The following is a 13,895-nucleotide window of genomic DNA, read 5'->3' as shown; positions in this document are numbered from 1 at the left end:
CCATGGCAGACACGCAGCAGGTTGAGGCGGACCAGAAGGCCGAGCGCAAGGTCGCGCGCCTCGCCAAGCAGATCAGCACCTTCGCCAAGGCCCACGGCGGCGCCGAGGGCCAGGTGGCCTACATCGGCGAACGCGGCGCCCGTATCGTCCTCGTCGGCGAGGACGGCGGCTGGGGCGACCTGGTCGCCCCGACGTACGAGATCGCCGAACAGGCCGTAGCCAAGTCCGGCATCACGGTCCACGAGTCCTTCGACGGCGAGTTCGCGGCGAAGGTGACGACGGGCCCGTACGAATGGAAGCGCATGGCCGGCATTCAGATCGGCGGCTGAACAGCGCGCCCCTCGGGGGCGCTGGGGGTACCCCCGGCCGAAGGCTGGGGGAGGAACTGCGCGATCAACCCCCACCGGCTGGTGGTCGAACAACTACCGCACCCCGCGACCTCCATCCCGGTTCCCCCGTTAAGACGGTTAAGCAACCGTCGTCCACGGGGAGCCCGGATGATCGACACGCCGTCCCTGGTGGACCAGTACTGCCACGGCGTCCTCCGTACGGAACTCGGCCTCGGCACCTTCGAGGCCCAGCTCGCCCGCACCGAAGGCCCCCCGGCCGCCGGCACCACCCTCTTCGACACCCAGACCGGTTTCGCCGTACGGCGCTGGTGCCCCCCGCTCCTCGGCCTGGAACCCCACTGCGCCCCGGCCCGCTACCTGGCCCGGCGCCGCGAACTCGGCGTCCTGGAGGCCGGCCGTCGCCTCCTGCGCGGCAGCGGCATCACCACCTACCTCGTCGACACCGGCCTGCCCGGCGACCTCACCGGCCCCGACGAGATGGCCTCGACCGGCGCCGCGGCGGCCCGCGAGATCGTCCGCCTGGAACTCCTCGCCGAACAGGTCGCCGACACCTCCGGCACCGTCGAGGCGTTCCTCGCCAACCTCGCCGAGTCGGTGCACGGCGCGGCGGCCAACGCGGTCGCCTTCACCTCCGTCGCCGGTCTCCGGCACGGCCTGGCACTGGCCCCCGAACCCCCCGGTCCCGGTGAGGTCAGAGGCGCGGCCGGCCGCTGGCTGGCCGCCCGCCGGGTGGGCGGCGAGCTGACCGACCCGGTCCTGCTGCGGCACCTGCTCTGGATCGCCGTGGCCTCCGGCCTCCCGCTCCAGCTGCACGCGGGCCTCGGCGAGCCCGGCGCCCGCATCGACCGCACCGACCCGGTCCTGCTCACCGACTTCGTCCGCGCCACCGCCGGCCTCGGCACCGACCTGGTCCTCCTGCACGGCTACCCCTACCACCGCCACGCCGCCCACCTCGCCGGCGTCTTCCCGCACGTGTACGCCGACTCGGGCGCGGCCCTCATCCGCACCGGCGCCCGGGCCGCGACGATCCTCGCCGAGATCCTGGAACTGGCCCCCTTCGGCAAGATCCTCTTCTCCAGCGGCGCCCACGGCCTCCCCGAGCTGCACGTGGTCGGCGCCCGCCTCTTCCGCGAGTCCCTCGCCCGGGTGCTGGGCACCTGGGTCGCCGAGGAGGCGTGGTCGCTCGGCGACGCCCAACGCGTGGCCAGGCTGATCGCGGCGGAGAACGCGAAACGGGTGTACGGGCTGGAGTGAGCTGTCCGGACTGAGCCGAGAACTGTCGGGCCGGCCGGGCCCGGCCGGCCCGGGACTACTTGGGTCCGGCGATCGACGCGCTCACGGCGTCGTACGCCTGAGCGGGCACGTCGGCCGCGACCTCGGCGCGTTCGCGCAGCGACAGCAGGACCCGGAGCACGCCGATCCAGACCAGGCAGGAGCCGAACATGTGCAGGCCGACCAGGACCGTCGGCAGGTGCGTGAAGTACTGGACATAGCCGATCACGCCCTGCCCGAGCAGGATCAGGAACAGCTCGCGGACGCGGTCCCGCGGCCCCTGGGGCGCGCCGACGCCCTTGAGGAAGAACCACAGCGCGAAGGTCAGCGACACCACGATCCAGGCGAACACCGCGTGCAGCTCCGCGACGCCCGACCAGCTGACGGCGATGCGCTCGACGTCACCGGAGTCGCCCGGGTGCGGTCCCGCGCCGGTCACCACCGTGCCGGCGGTGACGAGCAGCAGGGTCACGGCCACCAGGGCCCACACCAGCTGCTGCACGGCCTTGCCGACCAGCGGGCGCGGCTCCCCGTCGCCCTCGCGGGTGCGCTGCCACATCAGGGCGGCGACCGTGATGAGGGCGGTCGCCAGCAGGAAGTGCGCGGCGACGGTGTACGGGTTGAGGCCGACGAGCACCACGATGCCGCCCAGGATCGCGTTGCTCATCACGAGCCAGAACTGCGCCCAGCCCAGCCGGGTCAGGCTGCGCCGGAACGGCTTCTGGGAGCGGGCCGCGATGATCGCCCAGCCGACCGCCGCGCACAGCACGTAGGTCAGCATGCGGTTCGTGAACTCGATGGCGCTGTGGTAGCTCAGCGCGTCGGTCGGGGTCAGCGAGCCGTCGGTGCACTCGGGCCAGGTCGGGCAGCCGAGCCCGGACCCGGTGAGCCGCACCGCGCCGCCGGTGACCACGATGACCACCGACATGACGAGCGCGGCGAGGGCCGCACGGCGGACGGTCCGGGGATCCGGGGTCCAGCGGTCGGCGATGAAGGCGAGCGGGTTGCGCACGGCCGCTACGAGGTCGGCGGGGGTCAGCTTTGGCACGGGCACCATCGTAGGGGGCCGCTTGTGCATGCGTTCACGAGGGTCGGGTCGTCGTGGGTCACAACAACCGCCGGATGCGGTCCGACTCCCGCCTGAGCCGGTCGGCCTCCTCGTGGTCGCCGCGGTCCGAGGCGCAGTCGGACAGGTGCTCGCACACGGCCATCAACGCGGGATGGTCGTCGCCGAGGGCCGCCCGGAATATCCCGTCCGCCTCCCGGAGCACGCGCTCCGCGGCGCCGCCGTCGCCCTGGGCGCGCAGCACCGGACCGAGCCGGGTCAGGGACTTGGCGCGGTAGTAGTGCCGCTCGCCGTAGAGGCGCAGGTAGATCGCCTCGGCCTGCTCCAGCGTCCGCCGCGCCTGGGCCGGCCGCCCCTGCGCGAGCCGTAAGGAGCCGAGCTTGTTGAGGCAGGCCGCGTACTTGTGCTCCTCCGCCTCGCTGCGTTTGCGGTGCAGCTCCACCACCGGACCGAGGAGCCGCTCGGCCCGGTCCAGTTCGGCGCGGGCCCTGCGGCTCAGGTCGCGGCGGTGCAGCAGGCGCAGGCTCCGGCGGGCCTGCTCCTTGTGGCTCTCGCTGCGCCGGCGCAGCACGTCCGACAGGAACTTGGCGATCTGGGCCGTCTCGAAGTCCTCCGGTCCCCGATGGGCGCCGAACACCGTCAGGGCCTCGGTGAGCATGGTCTCCGCCTGTTCCAGCTGCCCTCTGTCCTGGGCGACGATGCCCAGGTCGCGCTGGAGCATGGCCCGGAACACGGTGTAGTCGGGGGGCTCCTGGTTGCCCCTGGTCGGTATGCACTCCTCCGCCCGCAGGTAGTGCCGGGTGGCCTCGGTGAGGCGCCCCGCGTTCCGGTGGATCAGCCCGGTCTCCTGCTCGGCGACGGCCCAGTCGAGGCTCTCCTCCCGCCACGCCTGCCCCTCGTAGATCCCGACCGCGGTCCGGACCGCGCGCAGCGCCTCGGGGAAACGGTTGTGCTCGCGCATGATGCCTCCCAGCTGCCGCTGGCAGTGGGCCCGTAACCGCAGGAACGCCTCCTCCTCGCGGTCGTCGCACAGCTGGAGGGCACGGCGGCACTCCCGCTCGGCATCGTCCAGCCCGGCCAGGAGATAGTGCTGACGGGCCACGGCGTACCGCGCCGTCGCGCGGCCGAGGAGGTCGCCGTTGCCGATCTCGCGCAGCTCGGCCTCCCGCTGGAAGAAGTCCAGGGAACGCACCCAGTCGCAACGGTGCTCCTGATAGGCGCCGACGCGGTGCAGCAGCCGGGCCAGCGCCTCGGGGTCCTGGGACGCGCCGAGCCCGCCGTCGGCGTCGTCGCCCCAGGTGAGCTTCTCGATGACGGCCTCGACGTGCGGCATCAGCCGTTCGCAGACCGGCCTGGAGGCCAGCAGGTCCGGAGTCGTGGGGAAGCAGGCCTCCACGAGCCTTACCGCCGCCTGGGACCACTCCAGGCGCTCGGCCAGGCTCAGCCCGTCGTGGATCAGGGTCTGGACGCGTGGGTGCATGCCGTAGGCGGCGGAGCCGTCGCGCCAGTCCCCGCTGCGCGTCAGCAGGGAGTGGTCCACCAGCAGCAGAACGGCGCGGTTGAAGGTGACCGGGTCGGCCATCACCGTCCGCAGCCGGACCGGGAGGACCGACCGGAACTGCATCAGCGTGGCCTTCTGGACGTCCTCCGAGGCGAGGAACGTACACAGCCGCAGCAGATCCACCGCGGCGGGAGAGGTCTCCGAGATGCGGGAGATGGCGAGCCGGAAGGTGTCCTCGACCGAGGCTCCACCGGGCAGGTCGCGCAGGTACTCGGCCACCGTCGTCTCCGCCTGGACGATGTAGGCCGCCGCCTGTTCGAGGGCCAGCGGCAGCCAGCCGAGCTGGCGGCCGAGCCGGGTGAAGGCCTCCAGATCCTGTTCCGAGGCCTCTTCCGGCTCGATGCCGAAGCGCTTTCGGAGGAACTCGATGCCCTCGTCCTCCGGGAAGACCCGGAGCTCGATGGGGCTCGCGCGCAGGCCGTCCCACCCCTGGTTCTGCTGGGTGGTGATCAGCACCTCGCCGTCGCCCTCCGAGGGCAACAGGCTGCGCAGCGCGTCCTCGTAGGCGGGCCAGCCGTCGTAGACGAGCAGCCAGCCGCGCTGGTCGCGCAGCCAGCGCCACAGGTTCATGAGGACGACGTTCTTGCTCTCCTGGTCGTGGATGCCCACGTACTGGGCGAACTCCAGCAGCTCCGTGCGCAGCGCGTCGGGCCCCGAGGCGTTGAGCCACCAGGTCAGGGAGTGCCGGTCCAACTGGTCGCGGGCGTAGGCCACGGCGAGCTGGGACTTGCCGGCACCGGTCGCCCCGTACAGCACGCAGACCCGGGGCACCGGCCGTTCGTCCCGGCGGCGTCCGCGGTCCGGGCTCCGCAGCACACCCACGATGCGTTCGGTCTCGGCGGTGCGGCCGGTGAAGTACATGCTGAGGACGGGCAGGTTGTGCGGCGGCCCCTGGGACGCGCTCGTCGGCATGTCCGGCAGGAGGTCCGGGCCCGATCTGCGGGCGACCTGCGCGGCGATGCCGCCGGCCAGGCCCGCGACCAGCCCCGCGGCCACGGACAGCCCCCACAGCAGCGCGCCCCCGGAATCGGCGGCTTTCACGGCCACCGCCACGAACGCGGTCGTTCCGGTTCCCGCCCCCGCGGAGACAGTGATCACCCAAGCGCGCATGTGGTTCCCCCGAAGCCACGCCACTGTCGTGGGATTCGACCCACGTTCAGAGCGAATGTCGTCGAATCTTCTGTTTTCCCTACTTCTCGGCCGTGCAACCAATCGGTAACCGGTTCGTTGAAACCATCAGTTCGGGGCCGGTCGGTGGAATAACATCCCGGCCTGCGCAAGTCTGTTCTGCCGTTCACCGGGTGTGGCCCGAGCACGGTGGCAAGGGTGCCCGGAGGCGGCAATGTGGCAGGAGTCGGATCGACGGACCCCGAAGGCGCTGAACGTCGCCTTCGTCCACTGGGCGTTCCCGCCGACGGTCGGCGGCGTGGAGTCGTACCTCTGGAACTGCTCCAGGCTGCTTGCCAGAAGCGGGTACCGGGTGACGGTGTTCACCGGGACCTCGGACGTCCGGACGCCCCCGGAGGGCGGGGTCGAGGTGCTGCGGCATCCGGGGCTCGACCTGTCCCGGGCGGCCGGAGGCGCTCCCGAGCGGGCTGAACTGCGCACGTGGTTCAGGGGTGAACTGGCCCGCAGGGAGATCCGGTTGGTCCACGGCCACAATCTCCACCACTTCTCGGCGGCACCGGCCGAGGCGCTGCTCGACCTCAGAGCCGACCTGGACCTGGTGCTGCTGCACACGTACCACAGCATCTGGCGTGACCCCGAGAGCGTGGCCCTGGCCCGGGCGTGCGGTGAGTTCGACGCGCACTTCGCGGTCTCCGGCTTCCTCCGTGACGCCTGCACGGAGGATCTCGGGGTGGAGGGCGCGGAACTCATGTATCTCGGCATCGACGCCGAATCTTTTCTCCGGGTTCCGGAACTCGCCGATCCGGCACCGGACGACGAGGCGCTCATTCTGCTGCCGGCCCGCCTCATTCCCGACAAGGGAGCGCTGATGGCCGTACAGGCCATGCGCCGGGTCCTGAACGAAAACCTTTCGGTGCGCCCTCGCCTTGTTCTGATGGACACACCGAATTCGGTTGATTTCCATGGTGAAAAGGTCGGTTTCAGAGATGACGTGACCCGGCTTGCCAAGGATTTGAACGTCGCGGACCGTGTGAGTTTCGACCGGGCGGGCGTGGACGGAATGCACGAGCTGTACCGGCGCGCGCGGGTCGTGGTCTGTCCCTCGACGTTCGCCGAGCCCATGGGCCTCGCGGCGCTGGAGGCGATGTGTTCGGCACGCCCCGTGGTCGCCACCGACGTGGGCGGCCTCGCCGAGGGAGTGGGCCGGGACGGCTCGACCGGGTTCCTCGTACCGCCCGGCGATGCGGACGCGCTCGCCCGTCACCTCACCGAACTGCTCCGCTCGCCGAGCCTGGCACGCACGGTCGGCAATGCGGCGCGGAAGCGTGTCGTGGCGGAATTCGACTTGGCGAGTCGTTGTCTGCCCTCCTTGCTGCTGGCCTACGAGAAGTGCTCGGGTCTTCCGTTCCGGCGGCGTCAGGAGGCCACGTGCCATCCCTCGGGCAGCCCCTCGACCGAGACCCCGTCCGCCGGGTGATCCGTACGGACGGCGATGCTCCGTCCTGCCAGGCGGATGCCCTCGACCCCGCGCAGCAGCGGTGCGGCGCGGGAGAGGTCCTGGACCATCGGGGCGACATGGAGGACGCGCTGCGTGGCATCCGGGCGGAGCCCCAGCAGGGCGCCGAGCAGGGCCACCCCCGACGCGGCGGACCAGCCCTGCGGACGGCAGGCGGCGGGATAGGCGAGCGGAGCGGGGGCTCCCGGGGTGCGGCTGTCGCCGCCGTACAGTTCCGGCATCCGGTACGCGAAGTGGCTCGCCGCGTCGAGCAGTCCGGTCGTCAGGGCGTACGCCTCCTCGTGGCAGCCCGCCGTGGCGAGGCCCTGGATCGCGATCGCCGTGTCGTGCGTCCAGACCGAACCGTTGTGGTAGCTCAGCGGGTTGAAGCCCGGCAGAGCGCCGGAGCGGCTGCGCAGCCCCCAGCCGGAGTTCAGTTCGGGTGAGGCGAGCCAGGCAGCCACGTCCCGGCAGCCGTCGGCGTCCAGGATGCCGGTGGAGAGCAGCTGGCCCATGTTGGAGGCGGGGCCGCTGACCGCCTCCAGACCCCGGCCCACGGCGATCGCCACGTACCGCGGGGCCGGACCGTGCCGGACCGGCACCCAGAAGGTGTCGGCGAAGTGTTTGCGCAGCGCGTCCGCCCAGGTACGGAGCCGCACGCCGGCGTCGTGACGGCCGCGGGCCGACAGCAGGTCGGCCAGTCCCGTCGCCGCCTGGTAGGCGTATCCCTGCACCTCGCAGAGTGCCAGCGGCGGTTCGATATGGCGGCCGGTCGCGTCCCGGACCGCGTCCTCGCTGTCCTTCCACGACTGGTGGCGCAGCCCGCCGGACCGCGGGTAGTAGCGCAGGAACCCGTCCTCGTCCCCGGCGCAGGTCGCCAGCACCCACTCCATGGCGCGCTCGGCGTACGGCAGCAGCGCTTCGACCTCCTCCGTCGGCAGCCCCCAGTGCCACGCGTCCACCAGGAGCGACACGAACAGCGGGGTCGCGTCCACCGAGCCGTAGTAGCGGGAGGGAAGACGCAGGCCATGGCCGTGTTCGGCGTCGGCCGGGCGCAGCTCGTGGAGAATGCGGCCGGGTGCCTCCTCCCGGAACACGTCGTGGGCCGTGCCCTGGCGCCGCGCGAGGGCCCACAGGGTGCCGCGGGCCAGGTCGGTGCCCAGCGGCAGCATCATGCGCGCCGACCAGATCGAGTCGCGGCCGAACAGCGTCAGGTACCAGGGACAGCCCGCCGCGATGAACTGGTCCTCGGCGCCGCCCGCCGTTCGCGTTCCGCGTTCGGGATCCGCGAGCCGCAGTGCCCCCAGGTCGTCGAGGCCCCGGCGGACCAGTGCCACCAGCCGCGGGTCGCCCGCCACCCGGGGTTCGGCCCAGGGAACCGGGGACCGGGGGGCGCCCGGGTGGCCGGGCGGGGTGGGGACGGCGCCGCCGGTCACGCTGACCCGGGCGTGCCAGTCCTCGCCGGGTCGCAGCACGATCCAGGGCCAGCCGAAGGTACCGCCCTCCGGCCCGTCCGTGACCTGCGGAACCTCCGACGCCCCGGCCTCGGCCACCGCACGGACTTCGGCTCGGCCCGCCGGGCCCTGCCAGCCCAGGCCGCCGCCGTCCGCGGAGACGGTGCACGGCACGGTGGGCGTGGGCCGGCCCTGCTTGACGTCGGCGATGTCCGCGAGGTCGGTCGCCAGCGCCAGTTCCACGCGGAGCGGACGGACGACCGTACCGACGTTGCGCACCTGGATGAACTCGCCCTGGCCCGCGACCCGCACCCGCTCGACGATCAGGGTGGGATCGTCGGTCGGGTCGCCCTGGTAGCGGTGGACCGAGGTGAAGCGGACCCGGTCGGGGCCCAGCGGCTGTACGCCGATCGGCTCGGGTTCGCGTCCGTCGATCAGCAGGCAGGCCGTGTGCAGAAGCCTGCGGTCATGGCCGTAGAAGCCCTCCGCCCGGCGGCCACGCAACTGTCCGTCCCGCGGCGATGCCACGAAGGCCGGGGCCGCCACGCACATCACGACGTCGTGCAGCAACGGTTGGAGAGCGCTGGGGAGTTCCGCCGACTCGTACACGGAGCGTCTTTTCCCGCTGGGCACGAACGTCACTCACATGGCCCAGCGGTGGCTGCCGCTCCGCTACCGTGCGCCTGTCACTCCCAGCGGAAGAACCTCCCGGCCGCCCCCAGCCCCACCACCGCCCACACCGCGAGGATCCCCAGGTCGCCCCAGGGCATCGCCGCGCCGTGCTGGAGCACGTCCCGCAGGCCGTCCGACAGGGCCGAGATGGGGAGCAGGCCGAGGGCCGACTGCGCGCCGCCGAACTTGTCGAGGGGGACGATGACCCCGCCGCCGACGAGCAGGAGCAGGAACACCAGGTTGGCGGCGGCCAGGGTCGCCTCCGCCTTGAGGGTGCCCGCCATCAGCAGGCCGAGGCCGGAGAACGCGGCCGTGCCGAGGACCAGGAGGAGCAGGACAGCGAGGGGGTTGCCGTGCGGGGACCAGCCGAGGGCGAGGGCGATCGCCGTCAGGAGGAGCACCTGGAGGACCTCGGTGACCAGGACCGACGCCGTCTTGGCCGTCATCAGGCCCCAGCGGGGGAGCGGGGACGAGGCGAGCCGCTTGAGGACGCCGTAGCGGCGTTCGAAGCCCGTCGCGATGGCCTGGCCGGTGAAGGCCGTGGACATGACGGCGAGGGCGAGGACGCCGGGGGCCAGGAAGTCGACCGAGCTGCCCTTGCCCGTGTCGACGATGTCCACCGAGCTGAAGAGCACCAGGATCAGCGTCGGGATCACGACCGTCAGGAGCAGTTGCTCGCCGTTGCGCAGCAGCATCCTGGTCTCCAGGGCCGCCTGCGCCGCGATCATGCGGGGGAGCGGGGCGGCGCCCGGCCTCGGGGTGAAGGTGTCGGTCGCGGTGGTCATGAGCGCAACTCCTTGCCGGTCAGCTCCAAAAACACGTCCTCAAGCGTGTGGCGTTCGACCGAGATGCGGTCGGGCATCACGCCGTGCTGGGCGCACCACGAGGTCACCGTGGCCAGCAGCTGCGGGTTGACCTTGCCGGCGACCCGGTAGGAGCCCGGGGTCAGCTCGGCCGCCGTGGAGTCGGCCGGCAGCGCCTTGAGGAGGGAGCCGACGTCGAGGCCGGGGCGGCCGGTGAACCGCAGGGTGTTCTCGGCGCCGCCCTTGCACAGCTGTTCGGGGGAGCCCTGGGCGATCACCCGGCCGGCGTCGATGATCGCGACGTCGTCGGCGAGCTGCTCGGCCTCCTCCATGTAGTGCGTGGTGAGGATGACCGAGACGCCGTCCGCGCGCAGGTCCCGGACCAGGTCCCAGGTGGCGTGGCGGGCCTGCGGGTCGAGGCCGGCCGTCGGCTCGTCGAGGAAGACCAGTTCGGGGCGGCCGACCACGGCCATGGCGAGCGCGAGGCGCTGCTGCTGGCCGCCGGAGAGGCGGCGGTACGACGTCCGGCCGCAGCTGCCGAGGCCCAGCCGCTCCATCAGCGCGTCCACGTCCAGCGGATGCGCGTGCAGCTTCGCCACGTGCCGCAGCATCTCGTCGGCGCGGGCGCCCGAGTAGACGCCCCCGGACTGGAGCATCACGCCGACTCTGGGGCGCAGCTCGGCCGACTGCCGTACAGGATCGAGGCCCAGGACGCGCACCGTGCCGGAATCCGGCTTGCGGTACCCCTCACAGGTCTCGATCGTGGTCGTCTTGCCCGCCCCGTTGGGGCCGAGTACGGCGGTCACGCCCGCCTCGGCGGACAGATCGAGGCCGTCCACAGCGGTCTTGGCGCCGTACCGCTTCACCAGGTCCCGCACCTGGACCACCGGCTCACTTCGCATGGTGACAGAGTCTAAGGACGCCGGCCGTCACCCGGACGGCCGGGTGCTAGATCTCCTCCTCACGGGGTCGATGTACGGCCAGCCATCGCTCGGCGTAGGCCACCGCGTCCGCCACGGGGAAGAGCCGGGCGTCCGCCGCGCCGACCTTCGCGCGGACGACGACGCTCCGGTCGCGTTCGAAGTCGTAGCCCAGTTCGTCGAAGCGGTCCGAGGTGATCGCGACCTCGGTGACCTCCTCCCAGCCGCCCCCGGGGGCGGGGCGGCCGACCCGGACGCGCGGGGTGGGGATCCGGTACTCGGCGAGATGGAAGCTGGTGCAGGTGGCGTAGCCGGTGCCGAGCATGAGCACGCGCGCGTGCAGCTGCTCCAGCCGGGCCAGCGGGCTGCGCTCGCCGAGCCGGCAGTCCGGGGCGTGGCCGTCGAGGATCTCCGCCGCGCGGGGGCCGACGGCCGCGAAGGAGGTCTGCGGGTGGGCGCTGCGCAGCGCACCCGGCCAGGTCCGCAGCGTCTCCGGGATCACGCCGACCCCGCGGGTGGGGGTGGTCCGGGGGTCGTACGGCGGCATGGTGGCCCGGATCGTCTCCCACCACTCCTTCGGCACCGGCGGTTGCTGCCAGACCGCGGGGTCCGAGAGGTCGCCGCTCTGGGCGGGGACCACCAGGGTGCCGTCCGGACCGACGGTGTCGAGGAGGGCCTGGACGACGGCCACGGCTCCGCCGTTCACCCAGCCGAGGGAGCTGAGCGACGTGTGTGCGAGGAGGGTCTCGCCGGGCTTGACACCCAGCTGGTGCAGCTGCCGCGCGAGGCTGTCCCGCGTGACAAGAGGGCCGGTCGGAGGGGGTGTGGGCATGGTTCCGGAGTGTTCCCGAGGGGGCCGTGGAACGCCACCGAATTGGCTGAGGGATGATCGATCAAAGATCGTTTCTGCAGGTCAGGGCCCATGCCTGGTTAGGCATACCTAAGTGATGCAGGGCACCGTCCTGTCGCCCGGACGCCGCTTGCCTGGCTCTGAGGAATTACGCAACAATGGCGTTGTGAAAAACGTCGGCGAGGCTCGGGAGACCCCCACGGGGACCCCGCAGCAGGAGGAGCTAGCGACCGGAGAGCGCTCGACGCGCAACCGGGTCGCGCGGTCGATCCTGGACCACGGCCCGTCGACCGTCACCGAGCTGGCCGGACGCCTGGGCCTGACCCCCGCGGCCGTACGCCGGCATCTGGACGCCCTGGTCGCCGACGACGTCGTGGTCGCGCGCGAGCAGCGGGTGTACGGGGCGCGGACGCGCGGCCGGCCCGCCAAGGTCTTCGCGCTCACCGACTGCGGCCGGGACGCCTTCGACCAGTCGTACGACAAGCTCGCCGCCGACGCGCTGCGCTGGATCGCCGAGCAGGGCGGTGGGCAGGAGGCGGTCGCCGCCTTCGCGCGGGCCCGGATCATGGCCCAGGCGAGCGCCTACCGCAAGGCGATCGAGGGCGTCAGCGCCGACGAGCGCACCGAAGCGCTGGCCAAGGCCCTGAGCCTGGACGGGTACGCTGCGACGGCGCGCACCGCACCGGTCGGCGAACAGCTGTGCCAGCACCACTGCCCGGTCGCCCATGTCGCGGAGCAGTTCCCCCAGCTGTGCGAGGCGGAGACGGAGATCTTCGCCGAGCTGCTCGGAACGCACGTCCAGCGACTGGCGACCATCGCGCACGGCGACGGCGTCTGCACGACGTTCATCCCCAAGATTTCCACTGACGCATCTGCTAGCACGGCCGGGAGGAACCCCGCATGACTCTCCCCACGGAGACTGCCCACCCTGAGCTCGAAGGCCTGGGCAAGTACGAATACGGCTGGGCCGACTCCGACACGGCCGGCGCCTCCGCCAAGCGCGGCATCAACGAGGACGTCGTCCGGGACATCTCGGCGAAGAAGTCCGAGCCCGAGTGGATGACCAAGCTCCGCCTCAAGGGCCTGCGCCTCTTCGAGAAGAAGCCCATGCCGAACTGGGGCTCGGACCTGTCGGGCATCGACTTCGACAACATCAAGTACTTCGTGCGCTCCACGGAGAAGCAGGCGGAGTCCTGGGAGGACCTGCCCGAGGACATCAAGAACACCTACGACAAGCTGGGCATCCCGGAGGCGGAGAAGCAGCGCCTGGTCGCCGGTGTCGCCGCCCAGTACGAGTCGGAGGTCGTCTACCACCAGATCCGCGAGGACCTGGAGGAGCAGGGCGTCATCTTCCTCGACACCGACACCGCGCTGAAGGAGCACCCGGAGCTCTTCAAGGAGTACTTCGGCACCGTCATCCCGGTCGGCGACAACAAGTTCGCCTCGCTGAACACCGCCGTGTGGTCGGGCGGCTCCTTCATCTACGTGCCGAAGGGCGTGCACGTCGAGATCCCGCTCCAGGCCTACTTCCGCATCAACACGGAGAACATGGGCCAGTTCGAGCGGACCCTGATCATCGTCGACGAGGGTGCCTACGTGCACTACGTCGAGGGCTGCACCGCCCCGATCTACAAGTCGGACTCGCTGCACAGCGCCGTGGTCGAGATCATCGTCAAGAAGAACGCCCGCTGCCGCTACACGACCATCCAGAACTGGTCGAACAACGTCTACAACCTGGTCACCAAGCGCGCCGTCGCCTACGAGGGCGCCACCATGGAGTGGATCGACGGCAACATCGGCTCCAAGGTGACGATGAAGTACCCGGCCGTCTACCTGATGGGCGAGCACGCCAAGGGCGAGACCCTCTCCATCGCCTTCGCGGGCGAGGGCCAGCACCAGGACGCCGGCTCCAAGATGGTCCACATGGCGCCGAACACGTCGTCCAACATCGTGTCGAAGTCCGTGGCGCGCGGCGGTGGCCGCACCTCCTACCGCGGTCTGGTCGAGATCGGCGAGGGCGCGGCCGGATCCAAGTCGAACGTGCTGTGCGACGCGCTGCTCGTCGACACGATCTCCCGCTCCGACACGTACCCCTACGTGGACGTCCGCGAGGACGACGTGTCCATGGGCCACGAGGCGACCGTCTCCAAGGTCTCCGAGGACCAGCTGTTCTACCTGATGAGCCGCGGTCTGAGCGAGTTCGAGGCGATGGCGATGATCGTGCGCGGCTTCGTCGAGCCGATCGCGAAGGAGCTCCCCATGGAGTACGCCCTCGAACTCAACCGGCTGATCGAGCTCCAGATGGAAGGCGCGGTCGGCTAAGC

11 protein-coding genes are annotated in these 13,895 nt (G+C 71.5%); 5 read left to right on the top strand and 6 right to left on the bottom strand.

The window, feature by feature from the left end; all coding sequences use genetic code 11:
- Positions 1-2 precede the first annotated feature (2 nt).
- Complete coding sequence (locus tag AB0D74_RS07025) at positions 3-329, top strand: hypothetical protein (RefSeq protein WP_362581349.1); 327 nt, start codon at positions 3-5, stop codon at positions 327-329.
- Between the two features lie 168 nt (positions 330-497).
- A complete protein-coding gene (locus tag AB0D74_RS07020; RefSeq protein WP_362581348.1) occupies positions 498-1,604 on the top strand; it encodes an amidohydrolase family protein in 1,107 nt (368 codons plus the stop codon).
- A 55-nt stretch (positions 1,605-1,659) separates the two neighbouring features.
- Here AB0D74_RS07020 and AB0D74_RS07015 read toward each other — a convergent pair whose 3' ends face one another.
- A complete protein-coding gene (locus AB0D74_RS07015) occupies positions 1,660-2,679 on the bottom strand; it encodes a COX15/CtaA family protein (RefSeq protein WP_362581346.1) in 1,020 nt (339 codons plus the stop codon).
- 49 nt (positions 2,680-2,728) lie between these two features.
- Positions 2,729-5,347 (bottom strand): tetratricopeptide repeat protein, encoded by a 2,619-nt coding sequence (locus tag AB0D74_RS07010; protein ID WP_362581344.1) that lies wholly within the window; start codon positions 5,345-5,347, stop codon positions 2,729-2,731.
- A gap of 244 nt (positions 5,348-5,591) precedes the next feature.
- On the opposite strand from AB0D74_RS07010, the gene AB0D74_RS07005 reads away from it, so the two are divergent.
- The gene (locus AB0D74_RS07005) at positions 5,592-6,854 is read left to right on the top strand and encodes a glycosyltransferase family 4 protein (protein WP_362581342.1); all 1,263 of its coding nucleotides are present in this window, start codon (positions 5,592-5,594) and stop codon (positions 6,852-6,854) included.
- Here the strand turns inward: AB0D74_RS07005 and AB0D74_RS07000 are convergent.
- The 4 genes from AB0D74_RS07000 to AB0D74_RS06985 all read right to left on the bottom strand — a co-directional run bounded on the left by AB0D74_RS07000 (position 6,794) and on the right by AB0D74_RS06985 (position 11,553).
- Positions 6,794-8,935: a glycogen debranching N-terminal domain-containing protein gene (locus AB0D74_RS07000; protein WP_362581341.1), complete on the bottom strand. Its 2,142-nt coding sequence runs from the start codon at positions 8,933-8,935 to the stop codon at positions 6,794-6,796. The two genes, AB0D74_RS07005 and AB0D74_RS07000, sit on opposite strands and share 61 nt — an antisense overlap.
- Before the next feature lie 77 nt (positions 8,936-9,012).
- Positions 9,013-9,783: an ABC transporter permease gene (locus AB0D74_RS06995; RefSeq protein ID WP_362581339.1), complete on the bottom strand. Its 771-nt coding sequence runs from the start codon at positions 9,781-9,783 to the stop codon at positions 9,013-9,015.
- Positions 9,780-10,703, bottom strand: a complete 924-nt coding sequence (locus tag AB0D74_RS06990; protein WP_362581337.1) for an ABC transporter ATP-binding protein — start codon at positions 10,701-10,703, stop codon at positions 9,780-9,782. The genes AB0D74_RS06995 and AB0D74_RS06990 overlap by 4 nt, the downstream gene beginning before the upstream one ends.
- A 46-nt stretch (positions 10,704-10,749) precedes the next feature.
- Positions 10,750-11,553: an AAC(3) family N-acetyltransferase gene (locus AB0D74_RS06985; RefSeq protein ID WP_362581335.1), complete on the bottom strand. Its 804-nt coding sequence runs from the start codon at positions 11,551-11,553 to the stop codon at positions 10,750-10,752.
- 184 nt (positions 11,554-11,737) lie between these two features.
- Between AB0D74_RS06985 and AB0D74_RS06980 the strand changes: the two genes are divergently transcribed.
- Together AB0D74_RS06980 and sufB are read left to right on the top strand one after the other, a co-directional pair.
- Entirely contained in the window at positions 11,738-12,475 is a 738-nt protein-coding gene (locus AB0D74_RS06980; RefSeq protein ID WP_362581333.1) for a metalloregulator ArsR/SmtB family transcription factor, read from the top strand.
- Positions 12,472-13,893: a Fe-S cluster assembly protein SufB gene (gene sufB, locus AB0D74_RS06975; protein ID WP_351326265.1), complete on the top strand. Its 1,422-nt coding sequence runs from the start codon at positions 12,472-12,474 to the stop codon at positions 13,891-13,893. Before AB0D74_RS06980 ends, sufB begins: the two co-directional genes overlap by 4 nt.
- The last annotated feature ends 2 nt before the right edge of the window (positions 13,894-13,895 follow it).

The organism is Streptomyces sp. NPDC048278 (genome assembly GCF_040652195.1).
GTDB lineage: Bacteria > Actinomycetota > Actinomycetes > Streptomycetales > Streptomycetaceae > Streptomyces.
This window is presented reverse-complemented; position numbering and strand designations above follow the sequence as displayed.

Bases quoted from the DNA above. Each gene is read 5' to 3' on its own strand.
- AB0D74_RS07025 (WP_362581349.1), top strand. From the start codon at position 3: ATGGCAGACACGCAGCAGGTTGAGGCGGACCAGAAGGCCGAGCGCAAG.
- AB0D74_RS07020 (WP_362581348.1), top strand. From the start codon at position 498: ATGATCGACACGCCGTCCCTGGTGGACCAGTACTGCCACGGCGTCCTC.
- AB0D74_RS07015 (WP_362581346.1), bottom strand. From the start codon at position 2,679: ATGGTGCCCGTGCCAAAGCTGACCCCCGCCGACCTCGTAGCGGCCGTG.
- AB0D74_RS07005 (WP_362581342.1), top strand. From the start codon at position 5,592: ATGTGGCAGGAGTCGGATCGACGGACCCCGAAGGCGCTGAACGTCGCC.
- AB0D74_RS06995 (WP_362581339.1), bottom strand. From the start codon at position 9,783: ATGACCACCGCGACCGACACCTTCACCCCGAGGCCGGGCGCCGCCCCG.
- AB0D74_RS06990 (WP_362581337.1), bottom strand. From the start codon at position 10,703: ATGCGAAGTGAGCCGGTGGTCCAGGTGCGGGACCTGGTGAAGCGGTAC.
- AB0D74_RS06985 (WP_362581335.1), bottom strand. From the start codon at position 11,553: ATGCCCACACCCCCTCCGACCGGCCCTCTTGTCACGCGGGACAGCCTC.
- sufB (WP_351326265.1), top strand. From the start codon at position 12,472: ATGACTCTCCCCACGGAGACTGCCCACCCTGAGCTCGAAGGCCTGGGC.